The 22,285-nt window shown below is 68.5% G+C and carries 21 protein-coding genes; 11 read left to right on the top strand and 10 right to left on the bottom strand.

Translation table 11 applies throughout. The annotated features are described in order from the left end of the window. Positions 1–59: 59 nt before the first annotated feature. Together AB0D99_RS30175 and AB0D99_RS30170 are read right to left on the bottom strand one after the other, a co-directional pair. Positions 60–1,214: a globin domain-containing protein gene (locus AB0D99_RS30175; RefSeq protein ID WP_362369248.1), complete on the bottom strand. Its 1,155-nt coding sequence runs from the start codon at positions 1,212–1,214 to the stop codon at positions 60–62. A 107-nt stretch (positions 1,215–1,321) separates the two neighbouring features. After that, positions 1,322–1,975, bottom strand: coding sequence for an HAD-IB family phosphatase (locus AB0D99_RS30170; RefSeq protein WP_362369245.1), 654 nt, complete (start codon positions 1,973–1,975; stop codon positions 1,322–1,324). Positions 1,976–2,052: 77 nt separating this feature from the next. Here AB0D99_RS30170 and AB0D99_RS30165 point away from each other — a divergent pair, with 77 nt between their 5' ends. From AB0D99_RS30165 to AB0D99_RS30150, 4 genes are all read left to right on the top strand, one after another. Continuing rightward, the gene (locus tag AB0D99_RS30165) at positions 2,053–2,580 is read left to right on the top strand and encodes a DUF2269 domain-containing protein (RefSeq protein ID WP_362369242.1); all 528 of its coding nucleotides are present in this window, start codon (positions 2,053–2,055) and stop codon (positions 2,578–2,580) included. Between the two features lie 4 nt (positions 2,581–2,584). After that, positions 2,585–3,448, top strand: coding sequence for a GNAT family N-acetyltransferase (locus AB0D99_RS30160; RefSeq protein WP_362369239.1), 864 nt, complete (start codon positions 2,585–2,587; stop codon positions 3,446–3,448). Between the two features lie 253 nt (positions 3,449–3,701). After that, on the top strand, positions 3,702–4,160 hold the full coding sequence (locus AB0D99_RS30155; RefSeq protein ID WP_362369236.1) for a MarR family transcriptional regulator: 459 nt from the start codon (positions 3,702–3,704) through the stop codon (positions 4,158–4,160). A gap of 32 nt (positions 4,161–4,192) precedes the next feature. Beyond that, positions 4,193–4,645 carry a GNAT family N-acetyltransferase gene (locus AB0D99_RS30150; RefSeq protein ID WP_362369233.1) on the top strand — a complete coding sequence of 151 codons (453 nt, stop codon included), beginning with the start codon at positions 4,193–4,195 and terminating at the stop codon, positions 4,643–4,645. A gap of 92 nt (positions 4,646–4,737) precedes the next feature. On the opposite strand, the gene AB0D99_RS30145 is transcribed toward AB0D99_RS30150, so the two are convergent. Both AB0D99_RS30145 and dnaB read right to left on the bottom strand, forming a co-directional pair. After that, entirely contained in the window at positions 4,738–6,120 is a 1,383-nt protein-coding gene (locus AB0D99_RS30145; RefSeq protein WP_362369229.1) for a serine hydrolase domain-containing protein, read from the bottom strand. Between the two features lie 142 nt (positions 6,121–6,262). Next, the gene (gene dnaB, locus AB0D99_RS30140; protein WP_362369226.1) at positions 6,263–7,747 is read right to left on the bottom strand and encodes a replicative DNA helicase; all 1,485 of its coding nucleotides are present in this window, start codon (positions 7,745–7,747) and stop codon (positions 6,263–6,265) included. Positions 7,748–8,172: 425 nt separating this feature from the next. On the opposite strand from dnaB, the gene AB0D99_RS30135 reads away from it, so the two are divergent. Beyond that, positions 8,173–9,510 (top strand): MATE family efflux transporter, encoded by a 1,338-nt coding sequence (locus AB0D99_RS30135; RefSeq protein ID WP_362369223.1) that lies wholly within the window; start codon positions 8,173–8,175, stop codon positions 9,508–9,510. Positions 9,511–9,582: 72 nt separating this feature from the next. Here AB0D99_RS30135 and rplI read toward each other — a convergent pair whose 3' ends face one another. From rplI to rpsF, 4 genes are all read right to left on the bottom strand, one after another. Beyond that, the gene (gene rplI, locus AB0D99_RS30130; protein WP_362369220.1) at positions 9,583–10,029 is read right to left on the bottom strand and encodes a 50S ribosomal protein L9; all 447 of its coding nucleotides are present in this window, start codon (positions 10,027–10,029) and stop codon (positions 9,583–9,585) included. A gap of 18 nt (positions 10,030–10,047) precedes the next feature. Then, positions 10,048–10,284 carry a 30S ribosomal protein S18 gene (gene rpsR, locus AB0D99_RS30125; protein WP_005315025.1) on the bottom strand — a complete coding sequence of 79 codons (237 nt, stop codon included), beginning with the start codon at positions 10,282–10,284 and terminating at the stop codon, positions 10,048–10,050. Positions 10,285–10,339: 55 nt separating this feature from the next. Then, a complete protein-coding gene (locus tag AB0D99_RS30120; RefSeq protein ID WP_362369217.1) occupies positions 10,340–10,921 on the bottom strand; it encodes a single-stranded DNA-binding protein in 582 nt (193 codons plus the stop codon). A gap of 74 nt (positions 10,922–10,995) precedes the next feature. Beyond that, positions 10,996–11,286, bottom strand: coding sequence for a 30S ribosomal protein S6 (gene rpsF, locus AB0D99_RS30115; RefSeq protein ID WP_004950685.1), 291 nt, complete (start codon positions 11,284–11,286; stop codon positions 10,996–10,998). 284 nt (positions 11,287–11,570) lie between these two features. Between rpsF and AB0D99_RS30110 the strand changes: the two genes are divergently transcribed. From AB0D99_RS30110 to AB0D99_RS30100, 3 genes are all read left to right on the top strand, one after another. Further along, on the top strand, positions 11,571–11,870 hold the full coding sequence (locus AB0D99_RS30110; RefSeq protein ID WP_362369214.1) for a hypothetical protein: 300 nt from the start codon (positions 11,571–11,573) through the stop codon (positions 11,868–11,870). A 130-nt stretch (positions 11,871–12,000) separates the two neighbouring features. Continuing rightward, complete coding sequence (locus AB0D99_RS30105; RefSeq protein WP_362369211.1) at positions 12,001–13,119, top strand: peptidoglycan bridge formation glycyltransferase FemA/FemB family protein; 1,119 nt, start codon at positions 12,001–12,003, stop codon at positions 13,117–13,119. Positions 13,120–13,204: 85 nt separating this feature from the next. Then, complete coding sequence (locus AB0D99_RS30100; RefSeq protein WP_362369208.1) at positions 13,205–14,236, top strand: alanine racemase; 1,032 nt, start codon at positions 13,205–13,207, stop codon at positions 14,234–14,236. Positions 14,237–14,259: 23 nt separating this feature from the next. On the opposite strand, the gene AB0D99_RS30095 is transcribed toward AB0D99_RS30100, so the two are convergent. Further along, positions 14,260–15,777, bottom strand: a complete 1,518-nt coding sequence (locus AB0D99_RS30095) for a glycosyltransferase 87 family protein (protein ID WP_362369205.1) — start codon at positions 15,775–15,777, stop codon at positions 14,260–14,262. A 124-nt stretch (positions 15,778–15,901) separates the two neighbouring features. Then, positions 15,902–18,601 (bottom strand): transglycosylase domain-containing protein, encoded by a 2,700-nt coding sequence (locus AB0D99_RS30090; RefSeq protein WP_362369202.1) that lies wholly within the window; start codon positions 18,599–18,601, stop codon positions 15,902–15,904. A 368-nt stretch (positions 18,602–18,969) separates the two neighbouring features. Between AB0D99_RS30090 and AB0D99_RS30085 the strand changes: the two genes are divergently transcribed. The 3 genes from AB0D99_RS30085 to AB0D99_RS30075 all read left to right on the top strand — a co-directional run bounded on the left by AB0D99_RS30085 (position 18,970) and on the right by AB0D99_RS30075 (position 22,128). Continuing rightward, complete coding sequence (locus tag AB0D99_RS30085) at positions 18,970–19,659, top strand: helix-turn-helix transcriptional regulator (RefSeq protein WP_329118437.1); 690 nt, start codon at positions 18,970–18,972, stop codon at positions 19,657–19,659. Positions 19,660–19,708: 49 nt separating this feature from the next. Beyond that, positions 19,709–20,791 (top strand): inositol-3-phosphate synthase, encoded by a 1,083-nt coding sequence (locus tag AB0D99_RS30080; RefSeq protein ID WP_362369199.1) that lies wholly within the window; start codon positions 19,709–19,711, stop codon positions 20,789–20,791. 77 nt (positions 20,792–20,868) lie between these two features. After that, entirely contained in the window at positions 20,869–22,128 is a 1,260-nt protein-coding gene (locus tag AB0D99_RS30075) for an MFS transporter (RefSeq protein WP_362369196.1), read from the top strand. Positions 22,129–22,285 lie beyond the last annotated feature (157 nt).

Below are 22,285 nucleotides of genomic sequence, written 5' to 3'. Positions count from 1 at the left end.
TAGGAGGCGCCCCGTTTCCTGACCTGGGCCGGGACGCGAGCTCCGGTTCCTGACCCGGGCTAGGACGCCAGCTCGGTCAGGAGGTCGTGGCGGATCCGTTCTGCGGGGATGCCGATGCCCCGCAGAGTGGCCACGCCGCTGCGGATCATGCCGGGCGGGCCGGAGACGTACGCCTCGTACTCGTTCCACGGGCCGTACTGGCGGACCGCGTCCGGCAGCTGGGCCTGGTCCTCGGTGACCGGGCGCACCGACAGCCAGGGGTAGGTCTTCTGGAGCCGCATCATCGTGTCGATGTCGTACAGGTCATGGCCGCTGCGCGCGCCGTAGAACACCTCCACGGGGCGCCGGTCCCCGTGCTCGGCGACGTCCTCGACCAGCGCCTTGATGGGTGCGATCCCCGTGCCGCCGCCCAGGCACAGCAGTCCGTTGTCCGTGGAGTGGTCGACCGTCATCGACCCCGCCGGCGGACCGAGGCGCAGGACGTCACCCGGCCGTGCGCGGTGGACCAGGGCATTGGAGACCCAGCCTGCCGGCACCGCCTTGACGTGCAGGGAGAGCAGCCCGTCGGGCCGGGGCGCCGACGCGAAGGAGTAGTGCCGCCACACGCGCGGCCACCAGGGGGTCTCCAGCGTCGTGTACTGGCCGGCGAGGAAGGAGTACGGCTGGTCCGGCCGCAGGGTGATCACCGCGATGTGCGGGGTCCGCAGATCATGCGAGACGACCTCCGCCTGCCACCAGGCGGGCGCGTGGAGCTCGTTCTCGGCGGCCGCGTCGATCATGATCTGCGAGATGGTCGTGTACGTCCGTACCCATGCGGCCTCGGACTCCTCGTTCCAGGTCAGGGTGGCGTACCGGACCAACGCGCCGATCAGGGCCTCGCCGACGGCGGGGTAGTGCGCGGGCCGGGTTCCGTACTTGCGGTGGCCGCGGCCGAGGTTCTGGAGGTACTCGGTGAGCACGGGGGCGTCGTCCATGTGCTCGGCCGCCGTCAGCAGCGCCTTGAGGAGGCGGTCGCGCTGGGCGTCCATCGACGCCGGGAACATCGCACGCAGCTCAGGGTGACGGACGAAGAGCAAGGCGTAGAAGTACGAGGTCACCTTGTCGGCGACGGGAGCGATCTCGGCCAGGGTGCGGCGGACGAGGGTCGCGTCGGGGGATGGTTCCGGAGCTATCCGGGGCGGTTCTTCGCCGTCGTCGTGCACGGCCTCTTTCATCGTGTGCCTCGCCTCGCGCAAGCGGCTCTTGTCGGCGCAGCTTGGCAGGTTCGGCCACCGGTTCGGACAGAAAGCGCAATTCCCGGGCATTAACCCCAGGAGTAGGACTAGGCTGTGCTCTTTCGGGCCAATTCGTACGCCTCTCGTAGATCGCCTCCCGTATAGGCATAACGGGAGAGCCCGGCCAGGTGACGATCCGCGTTCACCGCCACCGTCATGGGAACGACCGCGAAGAGTTCCGCGTCGGACATCGAGTCGCCGTAGGCCACGCAGTCCTCGAACCCGATCCCGTACTCCGCACAGAGGCTCTGGGCGATGGTCACTTTCGCCCTGGCGTGGAGAATCCCCGGACGGTGAATGGGCGCCGTGAACGGAACCGAGGGCCACTGGGAACCGTGGGCCGAGTCGACACCCCAGTCGAGAAGGCGCTCCACGAAGAAGTCCGGCGAGAGCGAGATGACCGCGCAGTGGCCCCCTTGAGCCCGGATGTCTGCCCAGACCTCACGAATGCCGATCAGCCAGGGCGCCCCCTCGAAGGCGGCGGTGACCTGCTCCGGGGTGAGGGCGGACCAGAGCTCGCGGGCCTGGACGGCGAATTCGTCCGGCGCCATCCCCTGCAGCAGAAATCCCCGCTCCAGGGCGGCGATCTCCTCGGTGAGCCCGAGCTGCCGAGAGATCTCCACTGCCGCGGCCGAGCCTCGGATCAGAGTGCCGTCGAGATCGAAGAGATGAAGCCTGCCTCGGCCCTGGAGAGTCCTCATGTACGCCGAGGCTAGTACGGGCGATTACTCCGACGGTCAGACGCGGGACATGAGGGCCGGGCGGCACGGTGTTTCACGTGAAACATCTCAAGCGTCCCGCTCGGCGGGCTCTCCTCGTCCTCCATGTCGCCGTTTCCGTGGCGTGGCTCGGGCTCAGCGTGGGACTGCTGGCGCTCGGGATCACCGCCTGGACGACCGGCGATCACTCCCTCACGGAGGCTTCCTACCGGGCGATGAAGGTCTTCGCCGACTGGCTCCTGGCTCCGGTCGCCCTCGTCACCCTGGTCAGCGGGCTGGTGCTGTCGCTGGGCACGCCCTGGGGTCTCGCCCGGCATCGCTGGGTCTGGATCAAGTTCTGGATCACCATGGCCACGGCGGCCGCGACCGTCTTCGTCCTGCGGCCGGAGATCGAACAGGCGGCGGCAGCAGGTGTACGGGACATCAGCCTGGTGGCGGCACCCACGGTGTCGACGACGGCCTATCTCTTCATGACGGCGGTCTCGGTCCTGAAGCCGTGGGGGCTGACCGGAAGAGGACGTCGCCTGCGGGCCCGCGCGAGTTCTCCTAAAACGGTGGACGGGCGATCACTACGTCGGACAGCCTGAGCCCATGCCGACCTCGCTCCCCTCGCTGGACCAGCTCCCGATTCGACGCCTCACGGTGGACGACCTCACCGCCTGCGCCGATCTCTCCGAGGACCGGGGCTGGCCCCGCGAGGAGCACAAGTGGACCCTCCTGCTCACCGCCGGGACGGGCTACGGCATCGACGACCCGGCCGGCAAGGGCCTGGTCACGGCCTGCGTGGTCACGCCGTACGGGCCGGGCCTCGCCGCGATCGGCATGGTGCTGGTCGCCGAGCGGTACGCCCGCCAGGGCGTGGGACGCCGGCTGATGGCCCATGTGCTGGAAGAGGCGGGAGACACGCCTCTCACGCTCCACGCGACCCCGAACGGGCAGCCCCTCTACGAGCAGCTGGGCTTCGTCCAGACGGGCCGTGCGGAGATGGTCAAGGGCCGCTTCACTCCGACGGAACCGGCACCGGACATCCCGACCCGGCCCGCCACGGCGGAGGACCTCCAGGCGATCGTGCGCCTGGACACCGAGATCTTCGGCCTGGACCGCACCCACATGATCACCCGCCTGCCCGCCTTCGCCGATCAGCTCCGCGTCACGGAGGCCGACGGCGAGATCACCGGCTTCGCGGCGGCCTGGCCCAATATGGACACCCATGTCATCGGCCCTCTGATCGCCCGGGACACGGCAACGGCGCAGGCTCTCGTCGCCTCCCTGGCCGACACCACGGACCGCCCCCTGCGCACGGACATCGACGTACGCCACGAGGCACTGCTGCGCTGGCTCAAGACGAACGGCCTCGCCCCGATCGCGTTCAACGCGGTCATGGTGCGCTCGCTCGACGGGCTCCCGGGCGACTGGCGCCGCCGGTTCGCCCCGCTCACGGTGGCGGCGGGATAAGCGGGTCGCGATCCCGGCGGGGTGGACGCGTCACGGTCACGGCGGGGTGGAGGCATCGCGGTCACGGCAGGGTGGAGGCATCGCGGTCACGGCAGGGTGGACGCGTCACGGCCGCGGCAGGGTGGGCGCGTCACGGTCGCGGCGGAGCGGGCGGGGCACCCCTGAGGGCGGAACGAGCGTAAGTAATTGCACACGCGGGCTATTGCAGTCATCGTCTACTCTGGGAGGAGCCGCTCCGGACCGAGGAGAGATCATGACCGCGACAGACCCGGCTCTCACCGCCCTCTCCCAGGGCTGGTGCGCCCTCTCGTTGCTGCACGGCAGGATCGAATCCCACATCGAGCGCGCTCTGGAGGCCAACCACGGTCTGAGCATGCGCGAGTACTCGCTGCTGGACGTCCTCAGCCGCCAGCACAGCGGGCCCGGCGGCCATCTCCAGATGAAGCAGGTCGCGGACGCCGTCGTCCTCAGCCAGAGTGCCACCACTCGCCTGGTGACCCGCCTGGAGGACCGGGGGCTGCTCACCCGCTATCTCTGCGCCACCGACCGCCGAGGCATCTACACCGATGTCACCGAAGCCGGTATGGCGTTGCTCGAAGAGGCACGGCCCACCAATGACGGCGCGCTGCGCGAGGCGCTCGACGAGGCCGCGAAGAACCCCGAGCTCGCTCCCCTGGTCCGCGTCGTCGAGGGGATGTGGGTTCCGGCGTAGCCGGAGCGAGCCCGGAGCGTAGTCTGCGGCTCATGAGCGATCTTGAGATACGGCCCGCCACCGCCGAGGATCTCCCGGCCATCGTCGCCATGCTCGCCGACGACCCCCTGGGCGCGCAGCGCGAGTCCCCCGACGACCTCACCCCGTACACCGCGGCCTTCGAGCGACTGGCCTCGGACCCGAACCAGAACCTGGTCGTGGCCACTCGCGGCGGCAAGGTCGTCGGGACGCTTCAGCTCACGATCATCCCCGGGCTCTCCCGGCGTGGCTCCACGCGGTCGATCATCGAGGGCGTCCGCGTCCACGCGGAGGAGCGAGGCAGTGGCCTGGGCACCCAGCTGATCGAGTGGGCCATCGAGCAGTCCCGCCGGCAGAACTGCCGGCTGGTGCAGCTGACCTCCGACGCCACCCGCACCGACGCCCACCGCTTCTACGAGCGGCTCGGGTTCGAGCCCTCGCACCTCGGCTTCAAGCTGAGCCTCTGACCACACCTCTGGCCGTCGAGGCGGCCGATCGCAGCGCGACAGGACGCCGAGGGCATTTGCCTCGGCGTCCTGTTTCACGTGAAACATCCCGCTCAGAGACCGCGCCAGCCCGCCGCGTCGACCCCTCCGGGCACGGCATCGCCCTGCTCGTACGGCTCCCGTGTGAAGACGAAGGACGCCAGATCGAGGTGGCTCACCGAGCCGTCCGCCCGTCGCACCACACGCAGCCTCTCCCCCGCGTAGTAGCCGTTCAGACCGACCCATCCACCCTCGGGCAACACCCGGAAGGTCGCGCGCCGACCTGCCCCACGCAGCGGTTCGAGGATCACACTCCGGTCCGAGCCCAGACGCAGCCCATACGCGTACGTTCCCCAGTACCAAGGGCCGGTCAGCTCCAACAGCTCCTGGTCGACCTCGGCCGCCGGGAGGGGCCGCCAGGGCTCGGGGAACCTCGGCTCGGCGTCTGCCACGATCCGGACGAGATCAGCGGCCACGACCGGAGTCTGCGGCCCCGAGGTGGCGTTGGCGAGAGCGACCGCCGCCACCCCGTCCTCCACACTCACCCAGAGACACGCGACGAAGCCGGGCAACGAGCCGGTGTGACCGACGAGCGTCCGGCCATCCTTGCGCAGCAATTGGACGCCGAGACCATAGCCGCCGTCCCAGTCCCCGGCTCCCGGGGGCGCAGCCGGCGTACGCATCTCCTCGACAGAGGCCCCGCTGAGCACCCGGTCGTCGCCCTCGGCGAGAAAACCGGCGAAGCGGCAGAGGTCCTCGGCCGTCGACCAGAGCTGTCCGGCGGGCGCCATCACCCCCAGATCCTCGGACGGTTCGGGCAGCATCACATCGGCCCAGGGGTGCACGGCCCAGCCGCCGGCGTGGGGAGCGACGGGCTGAGCGCTGGTCCGCGTCATCCCCAGGGGCTCCAGGATCTCGCCGCGCAGCGCCTCCTCCCAGGACACTCCACGGACCGCCTCGACCAGCGAACCCAGCAGGGTGTAACCGGGGTTGGAGTAGTGGTGGACGCGCCCCACCGGGTGGACCAGGGGCTCACCGCCCAGGACGTCGGCCAGCTCCGGCCGCACGGTTCCAGGGGTCCGCTCCCACCACGGAGCCGGCGTCTCGGCCGCGAGCCCGGCGCTGTGTCCGAGGAGCTGAGCGATGGTCACCTCACCCACGCCCGTTCCCGAAAGGTGCTTCTCCAAGGGGTCGTTCAGGTCGAGCAGTCCCTCGTCCCGGAGACGCATCACCAGGACCGCGGTGAACACCTTGGTGAGGGAGCCGATGCGGTACTGCGTGTCGGCGTCCGGGGCATGGCCGTCGACACAACTGCGCGATCCGCTCCAGACCATCACCCCGTCGCGGGCCACCGCCCCCACGAAGGAGGGCGACCTCCCCTCGGACTGGGCGACGGCAACGCGGTGCAGCAGGGCTCGTTCGGTGCTGGGAAGGAGCACGTCGAAGGGTGAAGTCATGCCCCGATCCAACGCCGTCACCCAGCCGGAGTCGACCACATTTCACGCGGGGCGGACGAACAACCTCCTGCCCTGTGTCGATCGGGCCCTCAGGGGCAGTGCTCCGCGATCTCCACGTCGCACTCGGGGCTCTGGGGAGGCATCAGGTCTGCGCCATGTCGACGAAGCGGGAGTAGTGCCCCTGGAAAGCCACCGTGATCGTCGCCGTGGGGCCGTTACGGTGCTTGCCCACGATGATGTCCGCCTCGCCGGCGCGGGGCGACTCCTTCTCGTACGCGTCCTCGCGGTGCAGCAGGATCACCATGTCCGCGTCCTGCTCGATGGAGCCGGACTCACGCAGGTCCGAGACCATCGGCTTCTTGTCGGTGCGCTGCTCGGGGCCACGGTTCAGCTGCGAGAGCGCGATCACCGGCAGCTCCAGCTCCTTCGCCAGGAGCTTCAGGTTTCGCGACATGTCCGAGACCTCCTGCTGGCGGCTCTCGGAACGCTTGGCGCCCGACTGCATCAGCTGGAGGTAGTCGATGACCACGAGCTTGAGGCCGGCACGCTGCTTGAGCCGACGGCACTTGGCACGGATCTCCATCATCGACAGGTTCGGGGAGTCGTCGATGTAGAGCGGGGCCTGCGAGACGTCCGGCATCCGGCGGGCCAGCCGCGTCCAGTCCTCGTCCGTCATGGTGCCGGAGCGCATGTGGTGCAGCGCGACCCGGGCCTCCGCCGAGAGGAGTCGCATGGCGATCTCGTTGCGGCCCATTTCGAGGGAGAAGATGACGCTGGGCAGGTTGTGCTTGATGGAGCAGGCCCGGGCGAAGTCCAGGGCCAGGGTCGACTTACCCATGGCGGGACGAGCCGCGATGATGATCATCTGACCCGGGTGCAGTCCGTTGGTGAGTTGGTCGAGGTCGGTGAAGCCGGTCGGCACACCGGTCATCTCGCCACTACGGGAGCCGATCGCCTCGATCTCGTCGAGCGCGCCCTCCATGATGTCGCCGAGCGGCAGATAGTCCTCGGTGGTGCGCTGCTCGGTGACCGCGTAGATCTCGGCCTGGGCCGAGTTCACGATCTCGTCGACGTCGCCGTCGGCCGCGTATCCCATCTGCGTGATCTTGGTGCCGGCCTCCACGAGCCGTCGCAGCACGGCCCGCTCGTGGACGATCTCCGCGTAGTACGCGGCGTTGGCCGCCGTCGGCACCGACTGGACGAGGGTGTGCAGATACGAGGCACCGCCGACGCGCGTGATCTCGCCGCGCTTGGTGAGCTCGGCACCGACCGTGATCGGGTCGGCGGGCTCGCCCTTGGCGTAGAGGTCGAGAATGGCCGCGTAGACCGTCTCGTGGGCGGGCTTGTAGAAGTCGTGGCCCTTGATGATCTCTACGACGTCCGCGATGGCGTCCTTGGAGAGCAACATGCCGCCGAGCACGGACTGCTCGGCGTCGAGGTCCTGCGGGGGCACCCGCTCGAAGCCGGAGAGACCACCGTCCCAGGGACCGCTGTCGGTGCCGCGGTCGTGCTGGTCCTCACGGCCCCGTCCGCGTGCACGACCCTCGCCGCGGGGTCGTGCGACAGGCAGCCGGTCACTCGGTCCGCTGTCGGCCCAGGGGTCGTCCAGGGGCTCGGGAATGCTCATCAAGCCACCTCCTCCCGTCCGCTCCGCGGACCTAGCCGTGCCACTCTTTCTTACGCCACGGCTCGGACAAACAAGAGGCTTTGACTCCGCTTCTGGCGCGTCGGGCGCCGGACCACGGTAGGCCCGCGGGCACCGTCAGCCAATCTGGTTATCCACAGGGCCTGTGGGTGAACGACCAGATGCTGTGGAGAACTCCACAGAACCTGTGCACGGACCGGGGGACAGCCATGTGGACAAACTCATAGCCGACCCCGATCTACCGCCCTGACCTGCACTTCTTCCATCCACGGCCTGTGGGGGAGAAAAACTTTCCCCTCCGGATCAAGATCAGAACAAACGGCGCACAGTCGAAGGCCGGACCACATACCTTGTAAGGACTGCAAGGACATTGCATCTCTTACCTGTGGAAGATTAGATTGGGCTGCATGACCCAGGCTCCTCCGACCCCCAAGGTCGCCCGTCGGCAACACGACCGAGAGATCATCTCGCTCGCCGTCCCGGCCTTCGGCGCGCTCGTCGCCGAGCCGCTCTTCCTCATGGTCGACAGCGCCATTGTCGGCCATCTCGGCACCCCGCAACTGGCAGGTCTGGCCATCGCGGCGGCCCTGCTCACCACCGCTGTGAGCGTCTTCGTCTTCCTCGCCTACGCCACCACGGCCGCCGTCGCCCGCCGTGTAGGGGCCGGTGACGTCCCGGCCGCCATCCGCCAGGGCATGGACGGCATCTGGCTCGCGCTCCTCCTGGGTGGAGCCGTCGCCGCGCTCACCCTGCCCACCGCCCCCTGGCTGATCGACCTCTTCGGCGCCTCCGACACCGCCGCCCCGTACGCCGTCACCTATCTGCGGATCTCCAGCCTCGGCATCCCCGCCATGCTCGTCGTGCTGGCCGCCACCGGTGTCCTGCGCGGCCTCCAGGACACCCGTACACCGCTGTACGTGGCCGTCGGCGGCTTCGCCGCCAACGCGCTCCTCAACGTGGGCCTCGTCTACGGCGCCGGCCTGGGCGTCGCGGGCTCCGCGTGGGGCACGGTGATCGCCCAGTGCGCCATGGCCGTCGCCTATCTCGTCGTGGTCGTCCGGGGCGCGCGACGCCACGGTGCCTCCCTCCGTCCGGACGCGGCCGGCATACGCGCCAGCGCACAGGCCGGTGTCCCCCTGCTCGTCCGCACCCTCTCCCTGCGGGCGGTCCTGATGATCGCCACGGCCGTCGCGGCACGGATGGGCGACGCCGAGGTCGCAGCCCACCAGATCATCCTGTCCCTGTGGAGCCTGATGGCCTTCGCCCTCGACGCGATCGCCATCGCTGGGCAGGCCATCATCGGCCGCTACCTCGGCGCCGGTGATGCCGAGGGAGCACGACAGGTGTGCCGACGCATGATCCAGTGGGGCGTGGTCTCCGGCATCGTGCTGGGCGCACTGATCGTGGTCGCACGCCCCGTCTTCATCCCGCTGTTCACCGGCGACACCACGGTCCACGACACCCTGCTCCCGGCCCTGCTGGTCGTCGCCGTGTCCCAGCCGATCTCCGGAGTGGTGTTCGTCCTCGACGGCGTCCTGATGGGGGCGGGCGACGGCCCCTACCTGGCCTGGGCCATGCTGCTCACCCTGGCCGTCTTCGCGCCGGTCGCGCTGCTGGTCCCCGCCCTCGGCGGCGGGCTGACGGCTCTGTGGTGGGCGATGACGCTGATGATGACCGTCCGGATGCTGACGCTCTGGCTGCGCGCCCGCTCCGGCCGCTGGATCGTCACCGGAGCCACTCGCTGAGGTGTTTCACGTGAAACGGCGGAAGGGCCGCACCCCGAGGGGTGCGGCCCTTCCTTACTGCTGAGAGCAGCGTTACGCGGCGACGACCTCGACGCCGAGCTTCGCGGCAACCTCGGGGTGCAGACGCACGGACACCTGGTGCGAGCCCAGGGTCTTGATCGGCGAACCGAGCTCGACGCGACGCTTGTCGACGTCGGGGCCACCCGCGGACTTGATCGCCGTGGCGATGTCGGCCGGGGTCACGGAGCCGAAGAGGCGGCCGGCGTCGCCGGAGCGGACGGCCAGGCTCACCTTCACGCCCTCGAGCTGGGCCTTGATCTCGTTGGCCTGCTCGATGGTCGCGATCTCGTGGATCTTGCGGGCGCGGCGGATCTGCGCCACGTCCTTCTCGCCACCCTTGGTCCAGCGGATCGCGAAACCACGCGGGACCAGGTAGTTGCGAGCGTAACCGTCCTTGACGTCGACGACATCGCCGGCGGCACCGAGGCCAGAGACCTCGTGGGTCAGGATGATCTTCATTAGTCGGTCACCCTTTCCTTATCGCGCGGTGGACGTGTAGGGCAGCAGCGCCATCTCACGGCTGTTCTTCACGGCCGTGGCGACGTCACGCTGGTGCTGCGTGCAGTTGCCGGTCACGCGGCGGGCACGGATCTTGCCGCGGTCGGAAATGAACTTCCGCAGCATGTTCGTGTCCTTGTAGTCCACGTACGCGGTCTTGTCCTTGCAGAACGCGCAGACCTTCTTCTTAGGCTTGCGCACAGGCGGCTTCGCCATGGTGTTTCTCCTGTGTGATCAAGAAGTTTGGGTACGAGCTGTCTTCCAGGAGGTCCTAGAAGGGGGGCTCGTCCGAGTAGCCGCCGCCGCTGGAGTTTCCACCCCAGCCGCCTCCGCCGCCCTGCTGCTGGCCGCCGCCGGCCGGCGCGCTGGTCGCCCACGGGTCGTCGGCAGGAGCACCGCCACCACCCTGCTGGCCACCACCGGAGCTTCCGCCCCAGTTGCCGCCGCCCTGCTGGCCGCCGCCGCCGTAGCCACCCTGGCCACCGCGACCCGTGGTCTTGGTGACCTTGGCCGTGGCGTTCTTGAGGCTGGGGCCGACTTCCTCGACGTCCAGCTCGTAGACCGTGCGCTTGACGCCCTCGCGGTCCTCGTAGGACCGCTGCTTCAGCCGGCCCTGCACGACGACGCGCATGCCTCGCTGAAGCGACTCGGCGACGTTCTCCGCCGCCTGACGCCAGACCGAGCAGGTCAGGAACAGGCTCTCGCCGTCCTTCCACTCATTGGTCTGACGGTCGAAGGTGCGGGGGGTGGACGCGATACGGAACTTCGCGACCGCCGCACCGGACGGGGTGAAGCGCAGCTCGGGGTCGTCGACAAGATTGCCGACGACCGTGATGACGGTCTCGCCTGCCATTGGGTGAACCTCTCGGCGGGATTGCTTCTGGCTGCTTGCTGCTACTCGAACCCGATGACCTCTGAGCTAGATGCTCAGTGGGTCTCGGGACGGAGGACCTTGGTCCGGAGGACCGACTCGTTCAGGTTCATCTGGCGGTCGAGCTCCTTGACGACCGCAGGCTCGGCCTGCAGGTCGATGACCGAGTAGATGCCCTCGGGCTTCTTCTTGATCTCGTAGGCGAGACGACGACGGCCCCAGGTGTCGACCTTCTCGACCTTTCCGTTGCCCTCACGGACGACGGAGAGGAAGTTCTCGATCAGCGGGGAGACAGCGCGCTCCTCGAGATCGGGGTCGAGGATGACCATCACCTCGTAGTGACGCATGTGGAACCCACCTCCTTTGGACTCAGCGGCCACGGTCGTTCCGTGGCAGGAGGGTCGTGATGCGTAAGCAACGGTATCGGCAGCCACTGACAATCCCCTCGGCGAGCGAGGAGGCCGTCGGGGTCCTGGGTGGACCTGGGCAGACACCGATGCAGACCGTACAGACTACCCGCACACCGGCTTCCGGTTGAAATCCGGTGGTGAGGGGACGCAATCTGTACACAACGGATGTCGGCGGCGCTACGATGCGCCGCCTTCTCGGAAGCCACGCCAGGAGGTGCCCCATGGCACAGGCAATGCGACCCGACCCCGGACATTCCCTTCTCGCCACCGACGGCAAGCCCCACCCGCTGCAGGACACGCTGATGGCGGTGACGCTCTTCCTCGGAGTCCTCTCCTTCATCACCGCGCAGTTCCACAGCCTGCACGTGCTGGCCTCCTGGGCCGGACTGATCGGCATCATGACGGGCGCGTTCGGACAGTTCGTCTCGGTGACCACGAGGGAACGCTTCGCATTGATCATCGGGCTCGGCGCCTCGGCCGTCGGCTTCTATCTCGGCATGTTCTACGGGGGCCTCGTCTGAGGCGTCCCGAACCGGCCACCGGCCAAGGGACACACGCACAATCGGGGCGCTCCCCGGTCACAGTAGGCTTCGGCGCGAGAGCCGGAGCCCCTGTACCGATGGGGAACACACCTGCCGAGGAGCGCCCCGCATGAGCCTGACCCTGAGGACCATCAGCCGTGAGCAGCATCTGGCATTCATCCAGAGCCAGCCCGCGGCGAGCCACTGCCAGGTCCCGGCGTGGGCTGATGTGAAGACCGAGTGGCGCTCGGAGAACCTGGGTTGGTTCGACAAGTCCGGCGAACTCGTCGGCGCGGGCCTCGTCCTCTACCGTCAGCTGCCGAAGATCAAGCGCTACCTGGCCTATCTGCCCGAGGGCCCGGTCATCAACTGGTACGCCCCCAATCTCGACGACTGGCTGCAGCCGATGCTCGCGCACCTGAAGCAGCAAGGCGCCTTCTCCGTGAAGATGGGCCCGCCGGTCGTCATCCGCCGCTGGGACTCCGCCGCCATCAAGTCCGGTATCCAGGACCCGGACGTGAAGCGCCTGAAGGACGTCGAGGCCACACACATCGAGCCGCGCGCCTTCGAAGTCGCCGACCGGCTGCGCAAGATGGGCTGGCAGCAGGGTGAGGACGGCGGCGCCGGCTTCGGCGACGTCCAGCCCCGCTACGTCTTCCAGGTGCCGCTCGCGAACCGCTCCCTCGACGACGTCCTCAAGGGCTTCAACCAGCTGTGGCGCCGCAACATCAAGAAGGCCGACAAGGCCGGTGTCGAGGTCGTCCAGGGTGGCTACGAGGACCTCGCCGAGTGGCAGCGGCTCTACGAGATCACGGCCGTGCGCGACCACTTCCGGCCGCGCCCGCTCTCGTACTTCCAGCGCATGTGGACCGTCCTCAACAGCGAGGACCCCAACCGCATGCGGCTGTACTTCGCCCGCCACAACGGCGTGAACCTCTCCGCGGCCACCATGCTCGTCGTCGGCGGCCACGTCTGGTACTCCTACGGCGCCTCGGACAACATCGGCCGCGAGGTCCGGCCCTCGAACGCGATGCAGTGGCGGATGCTGCGCGACGCCTACGCGATGGGCGCGACCGTCTACGACCTGCGGGGCATCTCGGACTCGCTCGACGAGACCGACCACCTCTTCGGCCTGATCCAGTTCAAGGTCGGCACGGGCGGCGAAGCCGTGGAGTACGTCGGCGAATGGGACTTCCCGCTCAACAAGCTCCTGCACAAGGCACTCGACATCTACATGTCGCGCCGCTGACGGTTGCGTAGTCTCGTACGTAATCTCGTAGGTCTCGTACATACCTTTGATACACCGCAGCCATCAGAAAGGTTCCGGGCCGGCCATGGCGCTCTCCCTCTACGTCGACACCGCTCGCTGGCGGGCGCACCAGAAGACCGTGATCGACCAGTTCCCCGGTCTGATCCCGGTCTGCAAGGGCAACGGCTACGGCTTCGGCCATGAGCGGCTCGCCGACGAGGCGGCCCGCTTCGGCTCCGACATGCTGGCCGTCGGCACCACGTACGAGGCCGCGAAGATCAAGGACTGGTTCGGCGGCGACCTGCTCGTCCTCACGCCCTTCCGGCGGGGCGAGGAGCCGGTCCCGCTGCCGGACCGGGTGATCCGCTCGGTGTCCTCCGTGGACGGCGTGCACGCCCTCGTGGGCGCACGGGTCGTCATCGAGTGCATGAGCTCGATGAAGCGCCACGGCATCCTGGAGGAGGAGCTGGGCCGGCTGCACGCCGCCATCGAGGACGTACGGCTCGAGGGCTTCGCGCTCCACCTGCCCCTGGACCGCACCGACGGCACCGACGCGGTCGAGGAGGTCATCGCCTGGATGGACCGCCTGCGGGCCGCAAGGCTGCCGCTGCACACCATGTTCGTGAGCCATCTGCGGGCCGAGGAGCAGGCCAGGCTCCAGCAGCAGTTCCCGCAGACCCGGTTCCGCGCCCGGATCGGCACCCGCCTCTGGCTGGGCGACCACGAGGCCACCCAGTACCGCGGCGCCGTCCTGGATGTCACCCGCGTCGCCAAGGGCGACCGCTTCGGCTACCGCCAGCAGAAGGCCGCCTCCGACGGCTGGCTGGTGGTCGTCGCCGGCGGCACCTCGCACGGAGTGGGCCTGGAGGCGCCGAAGGCCATGCACGGTGTGATGCCGCGCGCCAAGGGCGTGGCCCGCGCCGGCCTCGCGACCGTCAACCGGAACCTTTCGCCTTTCGTCTGGGCCGGCAAGCAGCGCTGGTTCGCCGAGCCGCCGCACATGCAGGTGTCGATCCTGTTCGTCCCCGCCGACGCCCAGGAGCCGAAGGTCGGCGACGAGCTGGTGGCGCACCTGCGGCACACCACCACGCAGTACGACCGCCTCGTCGAGCACTGAGCCCCAGGGCCCCGCTGGGGCCCCTAGGAGCCCCCGGGAGTCCCTCGCTGGTCCTGCGGGGCTCCCCACGCCACCCGCGGGCCCTCCACGGCCGTCGCGGCGTGCCGGGCGGGGTGAGCGGCCCTGCCCCGCACGAAGACGTCCTCGGCGCCGTCCAGGACGCCCCCTGAGGGGTCGTCCGAGCCGTCCTGCCGCACCACGTCCCGCTCGGGCGCCAGGATGTCCCGCACGATCACGGCGCACAGGTAGAGCGTGCCGACGAGGTGCAGAACGACGGCGAAGTGGTAGCCGTCCGTCGGCAGGCCCTGCTTGTTGCCGCTCATGGTGAAGGCCAGGTACATCCAGATGCCCAGGAAGTACATGACCTCGCACGCCTGCCAGATCAGGAAGTCCCGCCAGCGCGGCCGGGCCAGCGCGGCGAGCGGAATGAGCCAGAGGACGTACTGCGGCGAGTACACCTTGTTCGTCAGGACGAACGCGGCCACGACCAGGAACGCGAGCTGGACGAAGCGGGGCCGCCGGGGTGCCGTCAGCGTCAGGACGGCGAGCCCCGCGCAGGCGAGGAGCATCAGCAGGATCGCGAAGGTGTTCGCCGTGCTCGGCGCGATCGGCTCCCCACTGCGCTGGCTGATCAGCAGCCAGAACGACCCGAAGTCGACGTTTCGGTCGGTGCTGAACGTATAGAACTGCTTCCACCCCTCGGGGGCGAGCAGCATGATCGGCAGATTCACCGCGAGCCAGGCCGCCGCGGCGCCGAGCAGCGCCGCCCCGTACTCCCGCCACCGCCAGGCCCGCCAGCACAACAGCAGCAGCGGGCCGAGGAGGAGGGCCGGGTAGAACTTGGCGGCGGTCGCCAGGCCGATCAGGATGCCGAAGGCGAGCGGCCGGCCGCGGGACCACATCAGGACGGCGGCGCAGGTCAGCGCGACGGCCAGCAGGTCCCAGTTGATGGTGGCGGTGAGTGCGAACGCGGGCGCCAGGGCGACGAGCAGAGCGTCCCAGGGCCGACGGCGGTGGGTGCGCGCGACACAGACGGCCATCACGACGGCGCAGACCATCAGCATGGCCGCGTTGACCATCCAGAAGATCTGTTCACGGTGCATCAGGTCGCTGCCGCCCGGTGTCAGCCAGGCGGCGACCTGCATGAACAGACCGGTCAGGACCGGGTACTCCAGGAACTCTATGTCGCTGTTCAGACGGTCGAAGTACGGCACCATGCCGTCGGCGAACCCGCGCCCCGCGAAGAGGTGCGGGATGTCGGAGTAGCAGGCGTGCGTGTACTGCGACGTGGTGCCGCGGAACCAGGCCCAGTCGTAACACGGGATCTTCTGCACCATCCCGAGGGCAAACATCCCGATGGCCACCAATGCGATCACCCGCACAGGGGTGAGGGCACTCGTGCCGAGGAGCGCCCGGCGGCCCATCGGCCCGCCGATCAGTTCACTGCCCGCCGCCGCGACCTCGTCGCGCTGGGTCGGGCACACGACCGGCGTGCCCTGCGGGCGGTCCTGGGACGGACTCGTCTTGTCGAGGCTCGGCATGGGGGACATCCTGCCGTACGTCTCCCAGGAAACGGTGAGGGCCGCCGTACCCGGCCACGCACCTGGGGTACGTGTCGGGTACGGCGGCCCTCAGGACCGTGCCGGGTGGGGTCCGGCGGGCGGGTCAGCCGCCGCTCAGCCCCCATGTTCCGCCGTTGGGCCTGCCTCCACCGCTGTCGTCGGTGGCTGTCGGCGAGGGTGACGTGGGCGTCGAGGTCGGACCGCCGTCGGAGGCCCCGCCGCTGTCGTTGCCCGAGGTGGCGCCACCGTCCTGGCCACCGTTGTCGTCACACGGCCAGTTCCAGACGTCACAGGTCTTGCCGGGCTTCGGCGAGTTGCTGGGCCTCGTCGACGGGGTCTGCGACGGGGTGGTGGACGGCGTCTCGGACGGCGTCTCCGAAGGCGTCGGCGTGGGGCTGGTCAGACCGCCGCCGAAGACCGGGTCGAGGTCCAGGTCCTCCGGCTCCGGGAAGGACTTGACCGGGGCGTTCTTGTGCGCGGCGGTCATGTAGTCGTGCCAGATCTGGGACGGGAACGAGGAACCGTGGATCTTCGGCTGGTCACCCGTGCCGTACATCTCCTCGAACTTGCGGCCCTTCTTGGTCTCGTCGTCGTCGAAGCGGTACATGTCGATCGCCGTCGACAGCTGCGGGGTGTAGCCCACGAACCACGCCGACTCGTTGCCGTCGGTCGTACCGGTCTTGCCGGCGGCCTTCCGGTCGTCCAGCTTGGCCTTCTTACCGGTGCCCTTCTCGACGACGTCCGTGAGGACGTCGGTGATGTTGCTGGACACGGCGGTGGAGAAGGCACGCTCCGGCTTGGCCTTGTGCGTGTAGATGGTCTGACCCTTCTGCTTCACTTCCTTGACGGAGTAAGGGTCGTTCTGCTCGCCGTTGTTCGCGAAGGTCGCGTAGGAACCGGCCATCCGGATCGCGCTCGGGGAGGAGATACCGAGGGAGAACGACGGCACCTCGCCCTTGACCAGCGAGGTCTCCAGGAGACCCGCCTTCTGTGCTGCCTGGCGGACGTTCTCGATGCCGACGTCCATGCCGAGCTGCACGAAGGGCGAGTTGAGGGACTTGATCATCGCCAGCCGGAGGTCGGCCTTCTTGACGCTCGCGTTCTCATCGTTGTTCTGGAGCCACGGCTTGTCGTTCTCGTCCAGCCAGACCGAGCCGTCGTACTTCTTGACCTTGTAGTCGTCCACGCCGCTGTAGAAGGTCTTGTCGGGGTCGACGGGGGTCCGGACGGAGGGGTCCTTCGGGTCGCGCACACCATCGGTCATGGCGGCCGCGAGAACGAAGGGCTTGAAGGTCGATCCGACCTTGGCACCGGTCTCGTCCGCGTTGTTGGTGAAGTGCTTGGTGGCGTCGGTGCCGCCGTAGATGGCGACGATCGCGCCGTCCTTGGGGTCGACCGACGCACCGCCGAACTGGACGTGCGTGTCCGTCTTCGGCCGCTTCTTCGGGTCGATGTACCCGTCGTAGATCTTCTTGATGGAGTCCTCGAGAGCCTTGACCTTGTGCTTGTCGAAGGTCGTGTAGATCTGGTATCCGCCCTCGGCCAGCTTCTTCGCGTCCATCCCCGGGTGCTTGTTGATGAAGTTGGCCTTGGCCGTGGCGACGAGATAGCCGATCTGGCCGGTCAGCTGAGCGCTCTTCTTCGGCGGCTGCACCTTGGGGAAGTTCGGGTACTGCGCCCGCTCCGCGGCGGGGAGGCTGCCGTCGTTGACCATCTCGTTGAGGATCCACTTCCACCGCTCGGTGGCACGGGCCGTGTTCGCCTCGGCCGTCGCCTTCGTGTCGATGTCGGTGGAGCCCGCGGGGTCGAAGTAGGTGGCGCCCTTGAGCAGGGAGGCGAGGAAGGCGGACTCGCTGACGTTGAGGTCCTCGGCGTCCTTGTTGAAGTACGTCCGGGCCGCGGCCTGGATGCCGTAGGAGCCACGACCGTAGTACGCGGTGTTCAGATAGCCCGCCATGATGTCGGGCTTCTCCATCTCCGCACCGACCTTTATGGAGATGAAGAGCTCCTGGACCTTTCGCGTCAGCGTCTGCGACTGGTCGTTGAGCATGTTGTTCTTCACGAACTGCTGGGTGATCGTCGAGCCACCCTGGGTCTGCCCGCCCTTGGCCATGTTCCAGACGGCACGGGCGATACCCATCGGGTCGATGCCCGAGTCGTCCTTGAACGTCTTGTTCTCGGCCGCGATCACCGCGTTCTGCATGTGCACCGGGATCTTCGAGATGTCGATGATCTGGCGGTTGACCTCGCCACCGGTCGCGGCCATCTGCGAGCCGTCGGACCAGTAGTAGACGTTGTTCTGCGCCGTCGCGGCGTCCGCCGGCTCGGGGATCACCACCTGGGAGTACGCGATCGTCGCCGCGCCCATCAGGCTGCCGAAGAACGCCAGGCAGAGTCCCGTGACGAGCTTCCAGGAGGGCACCCAGCGGCGCCAGCCGTACTTGCCGTACCGCGGGTAGTCGATCATCCGCTTCTTGCCCGGCGGACGGCCTCCACCGCGACCGCGGCCCGGGCCGCCCTGGCCTCCGCCGCCGCCACCGCGCCGGCCGCCACCTCCGTGACCGCCCGCGCCGCCTCCGTCGGGGGCGCGCCGACGGCCGCCGCCGCGCTGTGCCGCGCGGCGGGCCTCGGCCCGCCCTCCGTAGGTTCGCTCCTCTTCGTACCCGTACGAAGGGGATCCCGTACTCACGTCCCGCGACTGGGCCGACCTGCGGCCCGTGGGCTGCTGGGCAGCGCGTCTCGCCGCCGCGCGGCCGCCAGTGGGCGGCTGCGACTGCGGCATTTTGCGACGGTGCTCGCTCATCGAACGACTACTCCTCGGGCAGGCGCGTACGCCTGGAAGCGGCAGTTGAGTTCCGGTCCCCCCGAAATGCGGACGGCCGAGCCTCATCGAAGACCCGTCCGAACCGCAGCCGGTCACCCGCAGCACTGACGCCCTGCGGCGTCGCTCGGTTCCCGGTGCTCTGCATGCCGCACAGACTACGCACGGTCAAAACCTGCCTAGCGGCGAAGTTCACCCCAAATCAGGCAAGTCAATTGCTGTGAATTGACGATGTGATGCCGGTCACTGTGGCCCCACTTGTCGCAGGAGAGTGTCCGTTCTATCGTCATGATGTATCGAGTCGATACATCAGTGCGGCATAAGGACCCTGAAGGCGGAGGAGGCGGCGGATGAGCAGACGCTCGGGAATCCTCGAGTTCGCCGTCCTCGGCCTGCTCCGAGAAGCACCCATGCACGGCTACGAGCTGCGCAAGCGGCTCAACACCTCGCTGGGCATCTTCCGGGCCTTCAGCTACGGGACCCTCTATCCCTGCCTCAAGACGCTGGTCGCCAACGGCTGGTTGATCGAGGAGCCGGGAAGCGCCCCCGAGGACGCTCTCGCCGCTTCACTCGCAGGGCGCCGCGCCAAGATCGTCTACCGGTTGACGGCCGAAGGTAAGGAGCACTTCGAAGAGCTCCTCTCCCACACCGGCCCGGACACCTGGGAGGACGAGCACTTCGCCGCCCGCTTCGCCTTCTTCGGTCAGACCGAGCGCGAGGTGCGGATGCGAGTTCTGGAAGGCCGGCGCAGTCGGCTGGAGGAGCGCCTGGAGAAGATGCGCGCCTCTCTGGCCCGGACGCGCGAGCGCCTCGACGACTACACACTCGAGCTGCAGCGCCACGGTATGGAGTCCGTGGAGCGCGAAGTGCGCTGGCTGAACGAGCTCATCGAGAGCGAGCGGGCGGGGCGGGATCAGCGATCCGGCCCCGACGCCCCCGAGGGCGCCGCTCGGCACGACAACGATTCTGGAGAAACGGGCGGCCTGCCCCGGCACGGGGGCAGTACCCGGCCGGATCCGTCCGACGACACCGCCAAGTGAAACCCTGCATCCTCGCAGGGCTTCCACGATCACACAGGGAGCAACCGGAATGGGTTCGGTTCGCGTAGCCATCGTCGGCGTGGGCAACTGCGCCGCCTCGCTGGTGCAGGGCGTCGAGTACTACAAGGACGCCGACCCGGCGACCAAGGTGCCCGGCCTGATGCACGTCCAGTTCGGCGAGTACCACGTCGGTGACGTCGAGTTCGTCGCCGCCTTCGACGTCGACGCCAAGAAGGTCGGCCTCGACCTCTCCGACGCCATCGGCGCCAGCGAGAACAACACCATCAAGATCTGCGACGTCCCGAACTCGGGCGTCACGGTCCAGCGCGGTCACACCCTCGACGGCCTCGGCAAGTACTACCGCCAGACCATCGAGGAGTCCGCCGAGGCGCCCGTGGACGTCGTCCAGGTCCTCAAGGACAAGCAGGTCGACGTGCTCGTCTGCTACCTGCCCGTGGGTTCCGAGGACGCCGCGAAGTTCTACGCGCAGTGCGCCATCGACGCCAAGGTCGCGTTCGTCAACGCTCTTCCGGTCTTCATCGCCGGCACCAAGGAGTGGGCGGACAAGTTCACCGAGGCCGGTGTCCCGATCGTCGGTGACGACATCAAGTCCCAGGTCGGCGCCACCATCACGCACCGCGTGATGGCGAAGCTGTTCGAGGACCGCGGTGTCCGCCTTGAGCGCACCATGCAGCTCAACGTCGGCGGCAACATGGACTTCAAGAACATGCTCGAGCGCGACCGCCTCGAGTCGAAGAAGATCTCGAAGACCCAGGCCGTCACCTCGCAGATCCCCGACCGCGAGCTGGGCGACAAGAACGTCCACATCGGTCCGTCGGACTACGTGGCCTGGCTGGACGACCGCAAGTGGGCGTACGTCCGCCTGGAGGGTCGCGCCTTCGGTGACGTTCCGCTGAACCTGGAGTACAAGCTCGAGGTGTGGGACTCCCCGAACTCGGCCGGTGTCATCATCGACGCCCTGCGCGCCGCGAAGATCGCCAAGGACCGGGGCATCGGTGGCCCGATCCTCTCCGCGTCCTCGTACTTCATGAAGTCCCCGCCGGTTCAGTACTTCGACGACGAGGCCCTCGCCAACGTCGAGAAGTTCATCAAGGGCGAGGTCGAGCGCTAAGGCGCCGATCGAGTTCTTCGATCGAGGGTCCCCGGTCTTTCGCCCGGGGGCCCTCTTCGTATGTGAGTCTTGCTGCCATGTCCGTCGTACGTGATCTGCGCGTACTCCTGCGCCTGACGAACTTCCGCCGCCTCCTCGCCGTCCGGCTGCTCTCGCAGTGCGCCGACGGCGTCTACCAGGTGGCGCTGGCCACGTACGTCGTCTTCTCACCCGAGAAACAGACCTCTCCCACCGCCATCGCCTCGGCCATGGCCGTGCTCCTGCTCCCGTACTCCCTCGTCGGCCCCTTCGCCGGAGTCCTTCTGGACCGCTGGCAGCGACGACAGGTCTTCCTCTACGGGAATCTGCTGCGGACGCTCCTCGCCTGCGGCACGGCCGTATTGATGCTGGCCTCCGTGCCCGACTGGCTCTTCTATGCCTCGGCCCTCTCGGTGACCGCAGTCAACCGCTTCGTTCTCGCGGGACTCTCCGCCGCCCTGCCCCGGGTCGTCGACGCCGACCGTCTGGTGGTGGCCAACTCCCTCTCTCCGACCGCCGGCACCGTGGCGGCGACGGTGGGAGGCGGCCTGGCCTTCGGGGTACGGCTGATCTCCGAGGAATCCGACGCCGCGGTCGTGGCGCTGGGCGCTCTCCTCTATCTCTGTGCCGCTCTCGCCTCCCTTCGGATGGCCCGCGACCTCCTCGGCCCCGACCCGGACATGATCCAGCCCCGGCTCGGAGCAGCCTTGGCATCGACGGCCCGCGGCCTCAAGGACGGCCTGCGCCATCTGGCCGAGCGGCGCCCCGCCGCTCGTGCGCTGACGGCGATGACCTTGATGCGCTTCTGCTACGGCGGGCTGACGGTGACCGTGCTGATGCTCTGCCGCTATGCCTGGAGCACCACGGAGGCGGAGGGGCTGGCGCTGCTGGGGCTGGCCGTCGGCATCTCGGGTGCCGGATTCTTCACGGCCGCCGTCATCTCCCCCTGGGCCATCGGGCGACTCGGCGCCTTCCGCTGGATGGCCGTGTGCGCGGGTTCGGCCGCTGTCCTGGTGCCCGCGTTGGGGCTGCCCTTCGCGCAGGCTCCCCTGCTTGTCGCGGCGTTCATCCTCGGGCTCACCACCCAGGGCGCCAAGATCGCGACGGACACCGTCGTGCAGACGTCGGTCGACGACGCCTATCGCGGGCGGGTCTTCTCGCTCTACGACGTCCTGTTCAACGTGGCCTTCGTGGGCGCCGCCGCCGTCGCGGCCCTGATGCTCCCGCCGGACGGCCGCTCCGCCCCGCTCGTCGTTCTGGTCGCCGTGCTCTATGCCTCGACCGCGCTGATGCTGCTGCGCCGACGGAAGGAGGGGTGATGTTTCACGTGAAACATCACCCCTCTCGTTCTCCGCGCCGTCGATGTTTCACGTGAAACATCGACGGCTCCGGCTCAGCCCTGGGTCGCCCACCACTCCGTGAGCGCCGCGACCCCAGCCACCAGCTCCATGGGCCCGGTCTCCACACGAAGCACCA

This window comes from Streptomyces sp. NPDC047971 (assembly GCF_040653355.1).
Classification (GTDB): domain Bacteria; phylum Actinomycetota; class Actinomycetes; order Streptomycetales; family Streptomycetaceae; genus Streptomyces.
The sequence above is the reverse complement of the archived record's forward strand: the minus strand, read 5'-3'. Positions and strand labels throughout refer to the sequence as shown.